The organism is Halomonas sp. NO4 (genome assembly GCF_010994375.1).
Taxonomy (GTDB): domain Bacteria; phylum Pseudomonadota; class Gammaproteobacteria; order Pseudomonadales; family Halomonadaceae; genus Halomonas.
The window spans coordinates 3244-20701 of the sequence record NZ_WHMA01000045.1 but is presented as its reverse complement, the minus strand read 5'-3'; the positions used below and the strand labels follow the sequence as shown (position 1 = coordinate 20701).

The window sequence follows — 17458 nt, the reverse complement described above, 5'->3', positions numbered from 1 at the left end:
GATCGTCTCGGTGGGCATGGTCAGCGAGGGCGTCGACATCCCGCGGCTCCGGGTGTGCTGTTACCTGAGCCATATCCGCACCGAACAGCACTTTCGCCAGGTGCTGGGACGCATCATTCGCCGGGTCGGCACCGACGACAGCGACTGTGTCTTCTATGCCCTCAACGAGCCGACCCTGCGACGCTTCGCGAGGCGGCTGTCCGACGACCTGCCGCAGGACCTGGCCACGGTGGCAACCCCGGCCCCTTCGCCGACACCTACAGGGGTTGATGGCTCGGCGCCCGACAGGACGGCGCCGAATCCCGCGTCACCGCCTAAGCCAGGCGATACCGCGACGCCCAGCGACGACCCGTCTCGCTCCACGGAGTCGAGCACCCTGTCGCTGTCCCTGGGCGCGTCCAGCAGCACCGTAAGCTCGGATCCCGATGTGGCGTTTTCCGAGGCGTTCTTCGAGCGCCTGGTGGCACTGCGCCTGTCGCCCTGACCCTCCGGTGTGGCCAGGGCCCGCCTCCCGCCGATGGTCCGCCGGGCAGGATCTCGTCCCTGTCGAGCCGTTGCGTCGACGGGGCCAAGGGTCTTCCCGGCGAGCGGTGCCGCGATATCGGTGGGGGCATGCCCCTACCGGCCCGGTCCGGCCACGCCTGCACAAGGACATTCATCATGACAGTGATACGTCGACGCCGTGCAGTAGCAGCCCCCTTTTCACGCCCTGAGCCGGGCGATCTCACCGTCAACCAGGAAGGACTGACCCGAGAGGCGCGCCGCCTGCTCGCCCAGAGCGTTGCCCCCAATACGGTGCGCGCCATGCGCGCGGACATCCGCGTCTATCAGCAGGCGGGAGGACCACTCCCCGCCACCGAGACCGATATCGCCAACTACCTGTCGGCGCAGAATTCGCTGGGCAAAAAACCGGCCACGCTGGAGCGCTACGCCAATTCGCTGCACATGTGGCATCGCTACATGAACCTGCCCTCGCCGGTGAAGACCATGGCGGTGCGCAGCGTACTGCGTGGCATCAAGAAGAGCCGCGATATGCGCCAGGCCTCGTCGCCGGCCCTGCGCCTCAAGGAACTCCATCAGATGCTGGATGTGATGGACCAGGAAACGCTGCATGGCCTGCGGGACAGCACGATGTTTCTGCTGAGCTTCTACGGGGCGTTCCGTCGCAGCGAGATCGTGGTCATCGGCTACGAGGATATCGAGTGGCGACCCGAGGGAATCATCATCACCTTGCACCACAGCAAGACCAACCGATCCGGACGCATTGAAACCAAGAGCCTGATGCGAGCCCCGGCGGGAAGCGAGTATTGTCCAGTAGCCATGCTGGAGCAATGGCTAGCGACATCGAGCATCACCAAGGGAGCCATCTTTCGCCGTATCAGCTCCAACGGTCGCCTGGGTGCCGGGAGGCTCACCGCACAAACGCTGTATACCAGGATGAGGAAGGCACTAAAGGAGGCGGGGCTGACATCGCAAGGCTATACGCCGCACAGCTTTCGTGCGGGGTTCATCACCGAAGCGCATCTGCGGGGCAAGAGCGATGTGCAGATCAAGCGGGTGAGCGGCCACCGCGACCAGCGGACATTCGAGCGCTATATCCGCATCGCGGATGCCTTCGAAGATAACGCCGGTGACTTTTTCAGCATATAGGACCGGCGCAGGCCCTGAGGCGATACAGCCGCCGTCGCGGTTAATCCAGGCGGCGGCTGCTTTCTCTTCGCAAGCACGTTGGCAATAGCCGTGTGAGGTGCTGAGCGAAAATCAGTGCTCAGCGCCTACCATCAGCAATCCCATTGCCTCGTAAACAGCTCGCTCCGTCTTGCGTAAGTGTTCCGCAGCGGGCACCCAGTCACTGAGCTGTCCGGTGAGCTGGTGCTCGGTCAGATAGTGTGTGGGCGCGGCAATCGGCGCCAAACCCACTTGGCGGAAATGGCGCATAGCGCGCGGCATATGCGAGGCGGAGGTGACCAGCACGACCCGGGCTCCTTGTCCGAAGGAGTCGCGTACTGCCCTCGCCTCCAGGCCGGTGTCCGTTGGCCAGTCCAATACCTGCAATTGCCCTTCAGGCACGCCCATTTCGGAAGCGGCATCGGCATAGCCCCGGGCCATAGGCGGGATCTCGGAGTCACGGTTGGCACCGGTGACAACCAGGGGAAGCTCAGGCCGCTGACGCCACAAGCGAACACCTTCCATCAGCCGAATCGCCGAGCTCTCTCCCAGGCGACCAATGCTGGACCGTGGGGCCTCGGGCTGCCAGCCGCCGCCCAGCACCACTACCGCGGCCAGGGTCTCATCGTCGGGCAGGGCGGTTAGCGCCGGATAACGTGTCTCCAAAGGTTGCAACAATCCATTGGCTACCGGCGGCCAGCTGGCAAGCAGCATGAGAGCGATGCCCAGACCCAGCAGCCCAGCGCCCCATTGCCGTCGCCAGCGCAACAGGAAGAGCCCCAAGATCATCAACCCGAGGCAGATCGGGATCGGCATCGCCAGGTTGGCCACCAGCACTTTCAGACTGTCGTACATCATCGCTCCTGCGAGGCTTGAAGTGGCCCCCGAAATTCGGACGAGCTATGGTGAGCCAGTGGCTGCCCAGCAGCAAGATATGCCACGGCTGCAGGCACAAGGTCGAGAAGCTGCCGCTCTCGCAGCGCCACTGGCACTGTGATGACTGCGGGCAAGCCATCGACCGCGACATCAATGCGGCCAGGAATATCCGAACCGCCGGGCTGGCGGGGTTAGCCTGTGGAGCGACCGGAGCGGGGGCAGCGGCCTAGCCCGGATATTGCACCGGGCTGGCCAGAAGCACCCAGATGTCGGGCTCGGTGGGCATGATGGCTCTCAGGGCATGAAATTGGCTATTTCTTGATCAATTTCATAGGCTTCGGACGCACTTCCCCCTACCCCCATGTTTTTTCTGTGCCGGGGACAGCACGCCGCGACGCTATCCGGGCACCAGTTTGCGAGCCAGCGTCAGGAAGAGGTCCTGCTCCGGGTATTGGCTGCTCAGCATCAGCCGGATGGTTCGCGTGTTGCGAGTGATGACGGCGCCGATCTTCAACAGCTTCAGGCGGATGGTGTTGACCTGGGCTTGGGCGAAGGCGGTACCTCGGAGGTAAAGCCGACGCAACCGCTCCAGCAGCAGGTAGGCCAGCCCCGAGAGCAGCAGCCGGTACTGGTTGGGCCACCATTCGTGGCAGCTGGTGCGGTCGGAGAACAGGAACTGCTGCTCCTTGATGCGATTCTCCATCTCGCCTCGGGCGCAGTAGCGGTGGTCATAGAGCCACTCGGCGCTGCAGCCGCGCAGGTTGGTGACCACGTAGCGGGTGTTGAAGCCACGCCGGCTGGTTTCGGATTTGACGATCACCTGTCGTCGGCGTTTCTTCCAGCTGCCGGCGGCGTACTTGATGAAGCCGAAGACGCGCTGCTTCTCCCAGGTCTTCTCGAAGCGGATGGCCGACTCGTAATCGATGTCCAGCGCCAGCTTGGCCAGGCGCTTGTTGCCGGCGATACCGATGATGTAATCGACGCCGTGGCGGTCGCACCAGTTGAGGATCAGCGGGCGGCAGAAGCCGCTGTCACCACGGCAGACGATCGTCACATCGGGCCATGCCTGGCGCAGCCGCCGGACCAGCAGGGCGAGGATGGCACCGGCGTGGTGGGCGGCATCCAGCGAGGCTGGGCGCAGGTAGCTGACCAGCAGCTGATCGCCACAGAACACGAACAGCGGCAGAAAGATGTAGTGGTCGTAGTAGCCGTTGAAGTGGCGTCCGAGCTGCTGGCCGTGCACCCGGTCGTCGGTAGCATCGAAGTCGAGGTAGAGCGGCTTCTTGGGCGGCTTGCGGAACGAGCGGATGAACTGCTCGATCATCTCCTCGTGGATCGCGACCGCCCAATCCCGTTCGGCCTGCTGCTCGAAGCGACACAAGGTGGACTGGCTGGCCAGCACGCCATCGGTGTCGACGGCGGTCTGCAACGCGATGTCATGGCGCAGCGCATGGTGGTCGTTGAGATCCTCGTAGCCCAGGGCCAGGCCGAACACGCGCTGCCGAACCAGGGTTTCCGTGCGGTGCTGGCAGCGCTGAGGGTCACGCTCATCGCTCAGCCGGCGAGCGACGGCGCGGGTCAGCCCCATCTCACGATCCAGCTGACGCAGCAGCAGAATCCCACCGTCGGAGGTGACATCGCCGCCATCGAAGCTAGCGATGAGCTGACGGCCTTTGCAACGTGGAAAGGAGGCGGAAGGAGTGGTACATTTTGTCATGGCGGCTGATGCGGTTGATTCTGGTGTAGGAGCTTGAATTATAACCGATATTCAGCCGCCTTTTTCATGCCCGGTGCAATATCCGGGCTAGCCGCTGCCTAGAAAGGCGTGTCGAAGCAGGAAGGTTCTCGGGGTGACCCAAGAACCCTCGCCCGACAGGGTCGGGGAGTGTCAGGGGGACTCGTCCGTGCCCTTTTTAAGGGCCTTCTGGGCTTCCGCCTCAATGGCGTTCAGCACCTCTTCCGGCACCTGATAGCGAAACTGCTTGCGGCGATTATTCGATAGCGCCCCGTCATGGCTCAGGCACATCATCACCAGGCGTGACAGATCGCTGCCACGCACATCGAAGCGCGTGTCGATAGCACGATAGACGCGGTCGAAGCAGGCCAGATAGCGAGTTTCCGCTTTCAAGTCCTCCCTCAGCGCCTCGCGCGCCATCCTCAGCGTGAAGGCCACTGCCAAGGTGGCATCCCAGTAGCGATAGAGGCTTTGGCTACCCTCGAAATGAAAATCGTGATGGTCGGCATCGATCCAGTTGACCCGCCACTGCTCTCGGGCCGGTTTCGAGAACGCCTCGAGTGCCGCGAGGTAATCGGCCTCATGACGCTTCATGGCGATGGAAATGGGCAGCAGATTGCCACGCGGCAACTCGCCTAATCGGCACAGCGTATGGTGCAACAGAAACCGGGAGATGCGGCCGTTGCCGTCCATAAAAGGGTGCAGGAAGACGAAGCCGAACGAGATCACGGTGCCTGACACCAGTGCCGGCACCCTCTCGGCAGGAGATTCGCCATGGACCACGGGCAGCCCATTGGCCCACTCCATGAGGGCTTCCATCAGGCCATCACAAAGCTCGGGAGGCGGCGGTAGGCAGCTGACGCCGATAGCGCCCGGCAGACCGTTATGCAGGTAGTTCTGCTCATGGCGAAAGGCCGCCGCCTTGTCGAAGGGGTTGCTGACGACGCTGTTCTGCAGTTCCACCAGATAGCCCTCATCCAGCGGCTGGCCATCATGTGCCTTGCGCAGCAGCTGCATGAAGCGCCGCTGTTTGTCGGGAGAGGGAGAGTCACGCTCAATAGCAAACGAGGACTGTGTCTCACTGAGATAGGCCCACTGGATGGCGCGATCCAGCATCCCCGGCGGTAAGGAACCCATGAAGGCACGAGCCTCAGCCAGCACGTCTTCTTCCAGTAGCGCCTCGATCTCGGGCGTGCGCCGCACTACAGCACAGTACCGGAGAGTCCCCAGGCCGTTGAAGTCCACGCGCCAGCGGCTGTTGCGCTTGGCAGGGCCTGTCACGTAGCGCTCGGGGTCGAACAGCGGTACGGCGCGACCACGGATCGAGGGGGCAATCGGCAGGCGGCCCACAAAGGCTTCGTAGAGATAGCCCAGGCGACGCAGATAGACGCCGTTGGGTGACGCCTTCAAGGCCGCAACAAAATCCTCGACCGGCAGGTGAGGCAGCGACTCGGCGAGAATGGCCAAGTCCACTCCCTCATGCTTCAGGGAGAAAAGTAGGTGTGAAAGCAGATCATCATCGGCAGGCGCACGCTCGGGCGGCACGGCCAGTTCCTCTTCCAGCCGCATCAGACGCGTTACCGGTCGCACGCGCGCCGGACACCAGGGCGTCAGGACACCCAGTGCCAGGTGCTCATGCAGATGCGCGTAGCCCACATTTTTCATCACAACGCCCAGAAACGAGATATTTCGTTCACTACACCAAGAAAATCTTCAGTTCTCAACGAAAACCGGATTTTTTCTTTACCTTGCCGGGAGTCTCTCCCCCACTGTCAGCTGGTTGGAGCCTCAGCGGGATGGGGTGGGGTGGGGCGGCAGAAAAACATCAGGCCCGAAGCCGAGGCCGGGAAGATACGCGAGGTGGCGAGCACCTCAATAGCGGTTTCTGACGAGAGGTCATTGCCTGAAGAGTTCGTCGAGAGAGTTCGCGGTCAGCATTCGGGTTCCCCAGCGGCCGAGTTGCTCATCGGTTGCCACCGCGAGCTTCTCGTCTACCCAGGGTGGCAAATCGCCATACTTGAAAGCCAACTGCATGCGGAGCAGGCCCGCAAACCCTTCCTGGCGGCCTTCCTGACGTCCTTCCTGGCGCTCTTTCTTCACCAAGTTCTCTAAGTTCTCTGCCAACATCGCTTTGTCCTCCACCAGGCTTTCGAGCCGATCCAGGTCGATCCCCGCCTCGAGTCGATGCAAATGGCGCTTGAGCCAGCGGGTGATGATCCGGTCTCGGCGGAGGTCCTGGCCCACTCGCTGGACGCCGCCGATTACCGAGACGTGACGTGGCGGGAGGGGACCAACCGGCCGTTGACGTCCCGCTTCGCCGCCGTTCGCGTGGGAGTCGCACGGGGCATGCAGTACTGTGACCAGAATGGTTGCTGATCGAATAGCTGCCCTATCAGAAGGGTACCGTCCACGGGGTCGTACACCGCGCCCAGCACCACGTGAGTGATTCCATCACCACGTTACGCTGGCACGCGTCCCAAGGGCTCATGACGATCTTGCATAGCCGATGGCGACATTTGTGACACAGTAGTACTAACCCCATTCTCGCAGCCAGCATAGACCGCACCAGTACATCGAAAATGTTGATGAACGCACGCCCCAACGCCGTATCTGGCTCAATCATCGGATACTTCTGTCAATAGCCATCCAGTCTCCTGACGTCACAGGTATAGACGCCATTCCAGTTTCTTGAATCTCAGGATACCAAGCCCTGCCTTCATACCAGGACCGTCTCTATCCCCTGCCGACATAGCATGCCGTAGAAATATCAAGGATGAGCTCCTTGGTTCTCAAAATCAGAACACCTATCGCCTTTCATTAGCACGCAGGGGCTGACAATACTCCGAGGGGCAAGCCGCTGGCAAAGCAACAACCACAAACCGACCAGGAAGGATGACCCATGCCCCTTTCCAAGCTCCTGGACTGGCGCCTCCATGCGCTCGTCATTCTGATCTCGCTACTCTCCGAAGCCATTGGCATTCTTCGCATTCCCATGGGGCCCGGCACGCTGCTGCTGCTGCCCCTGTTCTACGCCTTCATCGTCGGCGTACTCGTCAACCCCAACGTCAGCCGCGTGGCGGGGCGAGTCATCCCCAACCACGTGAGCCAGGCCGCAGGGCCCTTGATCCTGCTGTCGATCATGCCGTTCATCGCCCGTTTCGGCTCCACCATCGGCCCCGCCATTCAGGATCTGATCGACGCCGGACCGGCGCTGATCCTTCAGGAACTGGGCAACCTGGGCACCATGCTGATTGCCCTGCCGGTCGCCGTGCTGGTGTTCAAGATGGGCCGCGAGGCCATCGGCGCCACCTACTCCATCGCCCGCGAGCCCAACATCGCGGTGATCTCCGACAAGTACGGCCTCAAGGGGCCGGAAGGCATCGGCGTGATGGGCACCTACGTGGTGGGCACCATGTTCGGCACCCTGTGGTTCGCGCTGATGGCGGGCTACCTGACCTCGCTGGATTTCCTCGATCCACGCGCTCTGGCCATGGCCTGCGGCGTCGGCAGCGGCAGCATGGTCGCCGCCTGCTCGGCCGCCGTCGCTGGCTCACTGCCTGAGATGAAAGACGAGCTGCTCGCTTTCGCCGGCGCCAGCAACCTGATGACCTACGCCACTGGCCTCTATCTGTCGCTGTTCGTGGCCCTGCCGCTCGCCGAGAAGCTCTACGGGGCACTTTCTGGCAAGCCCCAGGCCAAGCCGGTCGGCGCCCAGGTCACCGACTCGGCAACAGCCTCCGAAGTGCCTGAGGAGGAACGCCCCGAGCGCAACCTCGGCAAGAGCGCCGTCGTCGTCGCGGCTGCCTGCGGCGTGGCCTGGGTCGCCAACACCGTCAACGGCGACGGCCTCATCGCCGCCCTGCCGGGCATGCTGATCCTCTACGTCATGACCATGGTGGGCCTGGCGATCACCCGTCATGCCCCCTTCTATCTGCCGGGCGTAGCCTGGGTCTCGCTGGTCAGCATCGTGGCCACCCTGCCGTGGGTGCCGGGCAGCGCCTGGCTCGTCGAGCAGCTCAGCTCGGTGAACTTCCTGGCCATCGTCACGCCGGTACTGGCCTACGCCGGCCTGGCGCTCTCCAAGCGGGAACTGGCGATGTTCCGCCAGGCCGGCTGGAAGCTCGTGATCCTTGCCCTGCTGGTGTTCACCGGTACCTTCGTGGCCTCGGCCATCATCGCCGACCTGTTGCTGTAACCCGAAAGGACGATCATGAACCGTTTCGACTGTCCGACGACCGATGCCGCCACGCCGACGACCGATGCCGCCACGCTTCGCCAGTGGCGGCAGGACTTCCACCGCCATCCGGAGACGGCCTTCGAGGAGCATCGTACCGCACAGCGGATCGCCGAGATCCTCGATCAGGCAGGCCTACCCTTCGTGAGCGGGCTGGGCGGCGGTACCGGTATCGTCGCCACGCTTCAGGGGCGGCTGGGCGACGGGCCGAGCATCGGCCTGCGCGCCGACATCGATGCCCTGGACGTCACCGAGCTCAACGACTTCGGGCACGCCTCGCGCGTGCCCGGCAAGATGCATGCTTGCGGCCACGACGGTCACACCACCATGCTGCTCGGCGCCGCCTGTCAGCTTGCCCGGCGGCCCGACTTCGCCGGCCGGGTACACTTCATCTTTCAGCCCGCCGAGGAGAGTGAAGGCGGGGGCCGCGTGATGGTCGAGGAGGGGCTGTTCGAGCGCTTCCCCATGGAAGCGGTCTACGGCGTGCACAACTGGCCGGGGCTGCCGGTCGGCGAGGCCGCGGTGCACGACACCGCAGTGATGGCCGCCTTCGACGTGTTCACGCTGACCCTTCACGGCAACGGCTGCCATGCCGCCATGCCCCACCTCGGCAGCGATTCGATCCTCGCCGGCTGCCAGCTGGTCAACCAGCTGCAGGGACTGATCAGCCGCGAGACGCCGGCCCACCAGACGGCGGTACTCAGCGTCACCCAGTTCCACGCCGGCGACGCCTTCAACGTGATCCCCGAGCGTGTGGAACTGCGCGGCACCCTGCGCTGCTTCGACGAGCCCCTACGCCAGCGCCTTCAACAGCGCTTCAGGGACGTGGTGGACAGCGTGGCGGGCCTGCACGGCCTCCGGGCCGAGCTGGATTACCAGCCGCGCTACCCCGCCACTTTCAACACCCCGGAGCATGCGCAGCGCTGTGCCGACGTGCTCGACGGCCTGCCGGGCATCGCCCGGGTGCATCGCGACCTGGCGCCGAGCATGGCCTCCGAGGACTTCGCCTTCATGCTCAACGAGCGCCCCGGCGCCTACATCTGGCTGGGCAACGGCGAGCGCAGCGCAGCACTGCACAACCCCCATTACGACTTCAACGACGACCTGCTTCCCCTCGGTGTGGCGTACTGGGTCGAGCTGGTCACCTCCCTGCTCGACCGCCACGGCGCCCACCGCTGACCGGAGTGACCCATGATCCAGAGCATTACCGTGATCGGCCTTGGCAACATGGGCCGAGGCATGGCCCTGACCCTGCACCGCGCCGGATTCGAGGTTCAAGGTACCGACATCGCTGAAGCGGCGCGCCAGCGCCTGGAGGCCGACGGCATCGCCACGGCGCCCATGGAATCGCTGGCCGCCACCGACGCCTACCTGCTCTCGCTGCCCACCTCGGCACAGGTTCGCGAGGTGCTGGAGAGCCGCCCCGGTCTGCTGAGCCGGGCACCGGCCGGCAGCCTGGTCGTCGACACCTCGACCAGCGACCCCGCGGAGAGCCGCGAGCTCGCCGCCAAGGTCGCCGACGCCGGCCTGGCGTGGCTGGATGCCCCGGTCAGTGGCGGCCCCAGCGGCGCACACAGCGGCCAGCTCGGCATGCTGATCGGCGGCCAGCCCGAAACGCTCGAACGCGCCCGCCCGCTGCTCGAGGCCCTGGCGGCCCGCATCACCCACGTGGGTGACGCCGGCAGCGGCCACGTGGTCAAGCTCGCCAACAACTTCCTGTGCGCCGCGCACCTGCTGACCACCGCGGAAGCCGTGGCCATGGCCAGCCGCGCCGGGGTCGACCCCGAAGCCTGCCTGCAGGGCCTCAACAGCGGCTCGGGCCGTAGCGCGGTCAGCGAAGTCAACTTCCCCCGCTGGGTGCTCTCCGACAGCTTCGATTCGGGCTTCACCATGGGGCTGATGCGCAAGGATCTGCGTCTGGCGCGCCAGGCCGCCGAAGGCCTGGGCATGCCGGAAGGACTGATGCGCGCCGTGGTCGAGGCCTGGCACGCCGACGAGCCGGCGCTGGACGACAGCGACGACTTCAACCGCATCGTCCGGCGCATGCTGCCGCCGTCCCAACAAGACGCCCCGAATCGCGAAGAAGAGACCCGCTCATGAACGCACTGAATCAGCAAGCCCGCGAGCGGCTGGCCGAGCGGCTCGACGCCTACGGCCTGACCGCCGATGCGCTGGCCGCCAACTGGATCGACGGCCGCTTCGTCGAAGGCCAGGGCGACCCCATCACGCTGATGGATCCGGTCACCGACGCCCCCCTGCTCCGCTATCGCGACGCCGGCGCCGCACGGGTGGAAGCCGCCGGCGAGGCGGCCGAGCGCGCCCAGCGGGAGTGGATGGCGCTCAGCGCCAGCGAGCGGGGCCGGCGCCTCTACCGGGCCGCTACCGGGCTGGATGGCCACGAAGAGCGCCTGGCGGAGCTGGAAAGCCTCATCGCCGGCAAGCCGCAGCGCGACTGCCTCGGCGAGATCGGCAAGGTCCGCGAGATGTTCGAGTACTACGCCGGCTGGTGTGACAAGCAGCACGGCGAGGTCATCGACGTGCCTTCCTCTCATCTCAACTACGTGCAGCGCGTCCCCTTCGGCGTGGTGGGCCAGATCACGCCCTGGAATGCGCCGCTGTTCACCTGCGGCTGGCAGCTGGCTCCCGCGCTGGCGGCCGGCAACGGCGTGGTCCTCAAGCCCTCGGAGCTGACTCCGATCACCTCCGCGATCCTGGCGCGGCTGCTGGAACGCGCCGGCGAGCTGCCGCCGGGACTGATCAACATCGTCAACGGCCTGGGGCCGTCGACCGGCGCGGCGCTGACCTCGCACCCGGCCATCGCCAAGCTGGTCTTCGTCGGCTCGCCCGAGACCGGCCGGCGTATCGCCGAGGCCGGTGCCAGCCGGCTGGTACCCAGTGTGCTCGAGCTGGGCGGCAAGTCGGCCAACATCGTGTTCGCCGATGCCAACCTCGACGATGCCGTGGCCGGCGCCCAGGCGGCGATCTTCGCCGCCGCCGGCCAGAGCTGCGTCGCCGGCTCGCGCCTGCTGCTGCAGGAGAGCGTGGCCGAGGCATTCCTGGCACGTCTCACGCAGGCGGTGAAAGGCATTCGCGTGGGCCTGCCCGACGACCCGGCGACCCGCATGGGGCCGCTGCAGAACGCCACGCAATACCGGCGGGTGCAGCAGCTCATCGAGCAGGCCCTCGCCGAAGGCGCTACCCTGCTGGCGGGTGGCGAGCGCCCCGCAGAGCTTCCCGACGACGCGCAGGGCTACTTCCTGGCGCCGACGATTCTCGGCGACGTCACCCCCGAGATGCGCGTCGCCAACGAAGAGATCTTCGGGCCGGTGCTCTCGGTGCTGACCTTCCGCGACGAAGCACAAGCCATCGCCCTGGCCAACGGCACGCGCTTCGGCCTGGCCGGCGCCGTGTGGAGCCAGGACACCGGCAAGGCCCTGCGCGTCGCTCACCAGCTGCGGGCGGGCACCGTCTGGGTGAACGGCTACAAGAGCATCAACGTGATGTCGCCGTTCGGCGGCTTCGGCGACAGCGGCTACGGCCGCTCCAGCGGGCCGGACGGGCTGCGCGAGTACACCACCACCCGCAGCGTCTGGGTCGAGACGGCGCCACAGGCGAGCGTGACGGCGGGGTACGGCAGCAGCTAGGCCCGGGCAGCAGCTACAAAGGCTCGTGGCGGAAGGCGCTCATCCAATGCTGCAGGTGGCGCAACAGCTGCAGCGCCGCCCTCGGCATGCGCCTTCCCACTCGCGTGACCATGTGCGCATTGGCCTGGCTGAAGTGCCGACCTACCACATCGCGAGCCACCAGGGTGCCCTCTTCCAGCTCCCTGGCGGCCGCGAATCGCGGTAGCAGCGTCACGCTCAGCGCGGCCCGCGCCGAATGCTTCAACACCTCCAGCGAGCCGGTCTGAATGCCGACGAGCGGCCGCTTGCCGGCCTCCTGAAAGGCCATGTCCACCAGTTGCCTGACACCATGTCCCGGATGCCAGAGCGCCAGCGGATAGTCGGCCAGCGCATCCAGGGTGAGCGGTCCCGATGCCTCGACCAGCGGATGCTCAGGCGCCATCAATAGCACCAGCGGCTGGCAGGTGGAGTGCCAGAAACGCAGGTGCGGATGCACCTGCTCGTGGTACATCAGGCCGATGTGCACCTCGTCGTTGACCACCGCCTCGATGATCTGCCGCGTACTGCCGGTATCGACCTCCAGACGGATGCCGCGATGCGCCTCGGTGAACTCGCGCAGCGGATGGTCGATCAAATCGCCCACGAACCCCTCGCCCACGCACAGCGCGATCTGCCCGGTCTCGAGCCGCTGATAGGCATCGAGCTCGTCGCTGAAGCGGCGATCCAGCGCGGTACGCTGCTCGCAGTAGTCCAACAGCATCTCTCCCACCGGCGTGGGACGCACGCCGTCGCGGCGACGCTCCAGCAGCGTGGTGTCCAGCGCCGACTCCAGCAGACCGATCTGCCGGCTGACCGCCGAGGCGGCGATGTCCAGCCGCGCTGCGGCACCCCGCACCGAGCCGGTCTCCACGGTCAGCTGGAAATAGATCAACCGCTGATGGGGGATTTCCATCCTCGCACTCCTCGTGAACGTCGCCCGTGCTCACAGGAAACCGCAACGGCGGTCGTGTTGCCAGCTCGATGCATGCGGGTACGAACCGTCCTCATGCTACGATAGCTCCAGGCTCCCTGGCTGGAGGACACCGTGCCAAGCGCTCCCCGCAAGAAGCTGCCCATCGGCGTACAGACCTTTTCGGACATCCGCACTGGCGGCTACTACTACGTCGACAAGACCGAGCCGATCCACCGCCTTGTGGAAGAGGGCAAGTACTATTTCCTCTCGCGGCCGCGGCGGTTCGGCAAGAGCCTTCTGGTGGACACCCTGCGCTGCCTGTTCGAAGGGCACGAAGCACTGTTCCAGGGGCTCTACATCCACGACAAGTGGGACTGGCAGGCCAAGCACCCGGGATTCGCCTAAGTTTTGCCGATGGCGTGATGCAGAACCGCCCGCAGTTGGACGAGCGCATCCGCGACCAGCTCTTCATCGCCCGCGAGCGGCTCGGCGTACCGCTGCATCGTCAGACCGACATTGCCGGCGAATTCTCCGCGCTGATCCGTGGCGCCCATGAGAAGTACGGCCAGCGCGTGGCGGTGCTGGTGGACGAGTACGACAAGCCCATCCTCGACAACCTGATGGCGCCGGAGCGCGCCCGCGAGCTGCGCGAAGGACTCAAGAACCTCTACAGCGTACTCAAGGACGCCGCCCCCCACCTGGCCTTCGTGCTGCTCACCGGCGTCTCCAAGTTCAGCAAGGTGAGCCTGTTTCCGGGCTCAACAACCTGCGCGACATCACCCTGCTACCGAGCTACGCCAGCATCTGCGGCTATACCGATGCCGATCTCGACACGGTATTCGCCGCCGAACTGCCGGGGCTCGACCGCGACGAGATCCGCCGCTGGTACAACGGCTACCGCTGGGGCGGCCAGGAGGTCACTGCCGTCTACAATCCCTTCGACGTGCTGTTGCTGTTCCAGGATCGTCGCTTCGCGCCGTACTGGTTCGAGAGCGCCACGCCGACCTTTCTCGTCGAGATCCTCAGCCAGCGCGGCGTGTTCACGCCGCAGCTGGAGAGGCTGCAGACCGAAGCCGAGCTGCTCGGCCGCTTCGATGTCGATCACATCGCCACCGAAGCCCTGCTCTTCCAGACCGGCTATCTCACCGTGCACGAGGTGGAAGAGCCGATGACCGGCTACTGGCTCTATACCCTGGGCTATCCCAACCAGGAGGTGGAAACCAGTCTCAACCAGTCGCTGCTGCCCGCGCTGGGCGTGGAAAACGCGCCGCGCGAACGCAAGACGCTCTTCACCCACCTGCACGCCCACGACCTCGCCGGGCTGGAAGCCCACCTCAAGGCGCTCTTCGCCGGCCTGCCCCACGACTGGTACCGCAACAACCCCATCGCCAGATACGAAGGCCACTATGCCAGCGTCTTCTACAGCCACTTTGCCGCCCTCGGCGTGGGCGTGACCGTGGACGACGCCAGCCACCACGGGCGCGTGGACATGACCGTCGATGCCTTCGGCCACCTTTACCTGTTCGAGTTCAAGGTGGTGGAGCAACTTCCCGAAGGCCGCGCCCTACAGCAGATCAAGGCCCGAGGCTATGCCGACAAGTATCGGGGCACAGGCAAGCCGATCCACATGATCGGGGTGGAGTTTTCCCGCGAGGAGCGGCAAATTGTTGCCTTAGATATCGAAACAGAAAGCCCTTTATGACTTGACGAAAACACCCCATAAAAAAAGATAATCAGCACCTATAATACTGGGTAACTATCTCACAGCAGTATAAAATGGATGTGTTTACTACGCGAATATTGTCGGTTTGTTAGCTTAGTTTCTTTCGCGATCCCCGTGAAACAATAGTGCCCATGACGCCCCTTTTCGGCTGCTCTACGCAGATTTATCGGCAGCATGTATAACCTCAGAAAACAAGCTAAATCGTTGCATTATAATGGAAATGCATTTTTCCCACCGGCTATCCGATCTGGGAATTCTAGCTAATACAGGTCACAGCGTTACCGACTAAATTCCGACAACCTTCACCCTGCGAAGCGACACCCCAGCTCTCAAGTGCATACTGCCATAGAGATATTGAGAATAGGTGAGGTTCGATAGTGTCGATGACAATTAACGATCTATCAAAATAGATCAAAATCTCTTATTGATATGCTTTGATAGATCGGCAATTCTTGAGCTGAACCGCACAGCGTGATATACTTTAAAAGATCAGAATTACTACATGATATAGCAAAGTAGATCAAATGAGCTATGTGACGGAAGAACTGGCCGCACGTCTCAAGGCCGCACGAGAAGCTAAAGGGCTCAGCCAGCGGGAGTTGAGCGCGCTTGCCGGCGTGCCGCAGTCGCACATCTCGAAAATAGAAAATAATGCGGTTGACCTGCGCGTCTCAAGCCTTTCTTCCATCGCCCACGCGCTGGATCTGGAATTAATGCTCGTTCCCCGCAAGGCTCTTCCGGCTGTCCAGTCAATCACCCGCAGCGTCGCCAGCGCGCCGGTCATCAACGCGGAAACACAGCGGGAACTCAACCGCATCCGCAAGACGGTCGATGCCCTCGCCTCCCGTGCATCCGGCGCGAACATCGAAAATCTTCAGCGCCGCATCCGTGAGATCACCCAAATCCAGAGCCAGATTGACCCCGAAATTCTGCAAAAGATACGGCGCACCATCGAGGCTATCGAGTCCTCGGGCAGCAATGAGGCCGTCAATCGGGCTGTCGAAAACATCCGCTCTTTGCGTAACCAGCTTGCCCACCGCGCCGCGTCCCATGAGAAGCCGCGCCCGCCAAGGCCGGCCTATAGGCTGGAGGAGGATCAAGATGGCTGATGTCTCTGTCCTTGATGTTCTGCTCTATGGGGAGCCTATAGGCACTCTTACCAATGTCGGTGGAGACCGGACGATTTTTGCCTTCAACGACGCCTATATCGATAACCTTGACAGGCCTACCCTGGGGCTGGCCTTCAAGGACGAATTCGGCGCGCTGCTTACGGAATTCCGCGCCTATCAGAAGCGCGTGATGCCTTTTTTCTCGAACCTTCTGCCTGAAGGCCATCTGCGCAAATACCTTGCGGAGAACGCAGGCGTAAATCCCGAGCGCGAGTTTCATCTACTTTGGGCGCTTGGTCACGACCTGCCCGGTGCAGTCACGATCAAACCCGCTGATGGCGAGGCATGGCCGCCGGCTGGCGGTGAGAGTACCGATGGCGGTGACACCGAGGGCGACCGCCGCGTGAACGCCTTGCGGTTCTCGCTTGCAGGGGTGCAGCTCAAGTTCTCGGCGGTTCTCGCACCGGCAGGCGGCCTGACCATTCCTGCATCCGGCGTAGGTGGCTCATGGATTGTGAAACTCCCATCGCGTGAGTTCGATGGCGTTCCCGAAAACGAGTTTTCGATGATGACGCTCGCGCGCCTCACCGGAATAGATGTCCCGCCGATTGATCTTGTCGATGTCGGCAGCATCAAGAATCTGCCCGAAGGAATCGAGAAGATCGGCCAAAAGGCCTACATTATCGAGCGGTTCGACAGGCTGTCTAACGGCAGCTCCGTCCATACCGAGGATTTCGCGCAGGTCTTCGACGTTTATGCCGAGCAAAAATACAAAACGGCGACCTTACGCAATATCGCGCAAGTGCTCGCTGCCGAGACCATCGACGCCGATATCGCCGAGTTCATCCGGCGGCTGGTGTTCTGCGTTCTGACCGGAAACGGTGACATGCACATGAAAAACTGGTCGCTCATTTATCCCGACCGGCGAAACGCCGCGCTGGCTCCGGCTTACGATCTTGTCTCGACCATCCCTTATATCCCCAACGACAATATGGGACTCAGGATTAGCCGGACCCGTGCGTTTTCGGAATTGACCAACGACGAGCTTGAGCATTTGGCAGCCAAAGCCGCCATTCCCGAAAAGCTTGCCCTGGATACGGCTCACGAGACTGTCGCACTCTTCCACCAGCACTGGCAGGCCGAGAAGCACAATCTCCCGATAACAAAGCAAGTCCGCGAGGCCATCGAAGCTCATATCAAGAAGCTTCCGATAGCGCGATAAGGGGCTGCCACGATCAAGCGCGAAGCCATCGCAGGGTAGCGGATGTTGGAGAGCCCGAAGCCCTGCCTGCCAGACAGGACTGCGGGACAGCTTAATGAGTTATCCGGCAACTAATGTGGTACGCTTATGTCTTCATAAACGAAAAACGAATAAGAGAAAACGATGCAGGCGCTTGGACTTGGGATAGCTAAATTTAAGACTGGCGACTTGATATTCTTTGCAGGCTCGGGGCGTCGCAGTGCGCTGATCAAGCGATTCACGCGAAGTAAGTGGTCACATATCGGTTTGGTACTGCACCAACTCCTCGTCAGTGTAG

Annotated in this window: 15 protein-coding genes and 3 pseudogenes; 13 read left to right on the top strand and 5 right to left on the bottom strand. The window is 63.4% G+C overall.

Features of this window, described 5'->3' with window-relative positions; genetic code table 11:
- Positions 1-484 (top strand): annotated as a pseudogene (locus FEF15_RS17615) (helicase); the annotation flags it as partial.
- A 176-nt stretch (positions 485-660) separates the two neighbouring features.
- Positions 661-1650 (top strand): site-specific integrase, encoded by a 990-nt coding sequence (locus FEF15_RS17610; protein ID WP_240454230.1) that lies wholly within the window; start codon positions 661-663, stop codon positions 1648-1650.
- Between the two features lie 111 nt (positions 1651-1761).
- Here FEF15_RS17610 and FEF15_RS17605 read toward each other — a convergent pair whose 3' ends face one another.
- Complete coding sequence (locus FEF15_RS17605; protein WP_163560497.1) at positions 1762-2523, bottom strand: ElyC/SanA/YdcF family protein; 762 nt, start codon at positions 2521-2523, stop codon at positions 1762-1764.
- A 47-nt stretch (positions 2524-2570) separates the two neighbouring features.
- Here FEF15_RS17605 and FEF15_RS17600 point away from each other — a divergent pair, with 47 nt between their 5' ends.
- Entirely contained in the window at positions 2571-2774 is a 204-nt protein-coding gene (locus tag FEF15_RS17600) for a transposase (RefSeq protein WP_240454229.1), read from the top strand.
- 167 nt (positions 2775-2941) lie between these two features.
- Here the strand turns inward: FEF15_RS17600 and FEF15_RS17595 are convergent, their stop codons facing one another.
- The 3 genes from FEF15_RS17595 to FEF15_RS17585 form a co-directional block, all read right to left on the bottom strand.
- Positions 2942-4261, bottom strand: a complete 1320-nt coding sequence (locus FEF15_RS17595) for an IS1380 family transposase (RefSeq protein WP_163560495.1) — start codon at positions 4259-4261, stop codon at positions 2942-2944.
- Between the two features lie 171 nt (positions 4262-4432).
- Positions 4433-5944: a Fic family protein gene (locus FEF15_RS17590; RefSeq protein ID WP_163560493.1), complete on the bottom strand. Its 1512-nt coding sequence runs from the start codon at positions 5942-5944 to the stop codon at positions 4433-4435.
- Between the two features lie 231 nt (positions 5945-6175).
- A complete protein-coding gene (locus tag FEF15_RS17585) occupies positions 6176-6523 on the bottom strand; it encodes a hypothetical protein (RefSeq protein ID WP_240454232.1) in 348 nt (115 codons plus the stop codon).
- A 655-nt stretch (positions 6524-7178) separates the two neighbouring features.
- Between FEF15_RS17585 and FEF15_RS17580 the strand changes: the two genes are divergently transcribed.
- The 4 genes from FEF15_RS17580 to FEF15_RS17565 are packed head-to-tail and all read left to right on the top strand — an operon-like array spanning position 7179 to position 12157.
- Positions 7179-8474, top strand: coding sequence for a DUF3100 domain-containing protein (locus tag FEF15_RS17580; RefSeq protein ID WP_163560491.1), 1296 nt, complete (start codon positions 7179-7181; stop codon positions 8472-8474).
- A gap of 15 nt (positions 8475-8489) precedes the next feature.
- Positions 8490-9692 (top strand): M20 aminoacylase family protein, encoded by a 1203-nt coding sequence (locus FEF15_RS17575; protein ID WP_163560489.1) that lies wholly within the window; start codon positions 8490-8492, stop codon positions 9690-9692.
- A 12-nt stretch (positions 9693-9704) separates the two neighbouring features.
- A complete protein-coding gene (locus tag FEF15_RS17570) occupies positions 9705-10613 on the top strand; it encodes an NAD(P)-dependent oxidoreductase (RefSeq protein WP_163560487.1) in 909 nt (302 codons plus the stop codon).
- On the top strand, positions 10610-12157 hold the full coding sequence (locus FEF15_RS17565) for an aldehyde dehydrogenase family protein (RefSeq protein ID WP_163560485.1): 1548 nt from the start codon (positions 10610-10612) through the stop codon (positions 12155-12157). The genes FEF15_RS17570 and FEF15_RS17565 overlap by 4 nt, the downstream gene beginning before the upstream one ends.
- A 13-nt stretch (positions 12158-12170) precedes the next feature.
- Here the strand turns inward: FEF15_RS17565 and FEF15_RS17560 are convergent, their stop codons facing one another.
- A complete protein-coding gene (locus FEF15_RS17560) occupies positions 12171-13088 on the bottom strand; it encodes a LysR family transcriptional regulator (protein WP_163560483.1) in 918 nt (305 codons plus the stop codon).
- Between the two features lie 132 nt (positions 13089-13220).
- Here FEF15_RS17560 and FEF15_RS19540 point away from each other — a divergent pair, with 132 nt between their 5' ends.
- From FEF15_RS19540 to FEF15_RS17535, 6 genes and pseudogenes are all read left to right on the top strand, one after another.
- On the top strand, positions 13221-13493 hold the full coding sequence (locus FEF15_RS19540) for an AAA family ATPase (protein WP_163560481.1): 273 nt from the start codon (positions 13221-13223) through the stop codon (positions 13491-13493).
- 17 nt (positions 13494-13510) lie between these two features.
- Positions 13511-13786: pseudogene (locus tag FEF15_RS19535) on the top strand (AAA family ATPase); the annotation flags it as partial.
- Between the two features lie 68 nt (positions 13787-13854).
- Positions 13855-13989: pseudogene (locus FEF15_RS19530) on the top strand (AAA family ATPase); the annotation flags it as partial.
- Positions 13990-14037: 48 nt separating this feature from the next.
- Entirely contained in the window at positions 14038-14790 is a 753-nt protein-coding gene (locus FEF15_RS19525) for a PD-(D/E)XK nuclease domain-containing protein (protein ID WP_240454228.1), read from the top strand.
- Positions 14791-15335: 545 nt separating this feature from the next.
- Positions 15336-15920 carry a helix-turn-helix transcriptional regulator gene (locus FEF15_RS17540; protein ID WP_163560479.1) on the top strand — a complete coding sequence of 195 codons (585 nt, stop codon included), beginning with the start codon at positions 15336-15338 and terminating at the stop codon, positions 15918-15920.
- The gene (locus FEF15_RS17535; RefSeq protein ID WP_163560477.1) at positions 15913-17142 is read left to right on the top strand and encodes a HipA domain-containing protein; all 1230 of its coding nucleotides are present in this window, start codon (positions 15913-15915) and stop codon (positions 17140-17142) included. Before FEF15_RS17540 ends, FEF15_RS17535 begins: the two co-directional genes overlap by 8 nt.
- Positions 17143-17458 lie beyond the last annotated feature (316 nt).

Bases quoted from the DNA above. Each gene is read 5' to 3' on its own strand.
- FEF15_RS17610 (WP_240454230.1), top strand. From the start codon at position 661: ATGACAGTGATACGTCGACGCCGTGCAGTAGCAGCCCCCTTTTCACGC.
- FEF15_RS17605 (WP_163560497.1), bottom strand. From the start codon at position 2,523: ATGTACGACAGTCTGAAAGTGCTGGTGGCCAACCTGGCGATGCCGATC.
- FEF15_RS17600 (WP_240454229.1), top strand. From the start codon at position 2,571: ATGGTGAGCCAGTGGCTGCCCAGCAGCAAGATATGCCACGGCTGCAGG.
- FEF15_RS17595 (WP_163560495.1), bottom strand. From the start codon at position 4,261: ATGACAAAATGTACCACTCCTTCCGCCTCCTTTCCACGTTGCAAAGGC.
- FEF15_RS17590 (WP_163560493.1), bottom strand. From the start codon at position 5,944: ATGAAAAATGTGGGCTACGCGCATCTGCATGAGCACCTGGCACTGGGT.
- FEF15_RS17580 (WP_163560491.1), top strand. From the start codon at position 7,179: ATGCCCCTTTCCAAGCTCCTGGACTGGCGCCTCCATGCGCTCGTCATT.
- FEF15_RS17575 (WP_163560489.1), top strand. From the start codon at position 8,490: ATGAACCGTTTCGACTGTCCGACGACCGATGCCGCCACGCCGACGACC.
- FEF15_RS17570 (WP_163560487.1), top strand. From the start codon at position 9,705: ATGATCCAGAGCATTACCGTGATCGGCCTTGGCAACATGGGCCGAGGC.
- FEF15_RS17565 (WP_163560485.1), top strand. From the start codon at position 10,610: ATGAACGCACTGAATCAGCAAGCCCGCGAGCGGCTGGCCGAGCGGCTC.
- FEF15_RS17560 (WP_163560483.1), bottom strand. From the start codon at position 13,088: ATGGAAATCCCCCATCAGCGGTTGATCTATTTCCAGCTGACCGTGGAG.
- FEF15_RS17540 (WP_163560479.1), top strand. From the start codon at position 15,336: ATGAGCTATGTGACGGAAGAACTGGCCGCACGTCTCAAGGCCGCACGA.
- FEF15_RS17535 (WP_163560477.1), top strand. From the start codon at position 15,913: ATGGCTGATGTCTCTGTCCTTGATGTTCTGCTCTATGGGGAGCCTATA.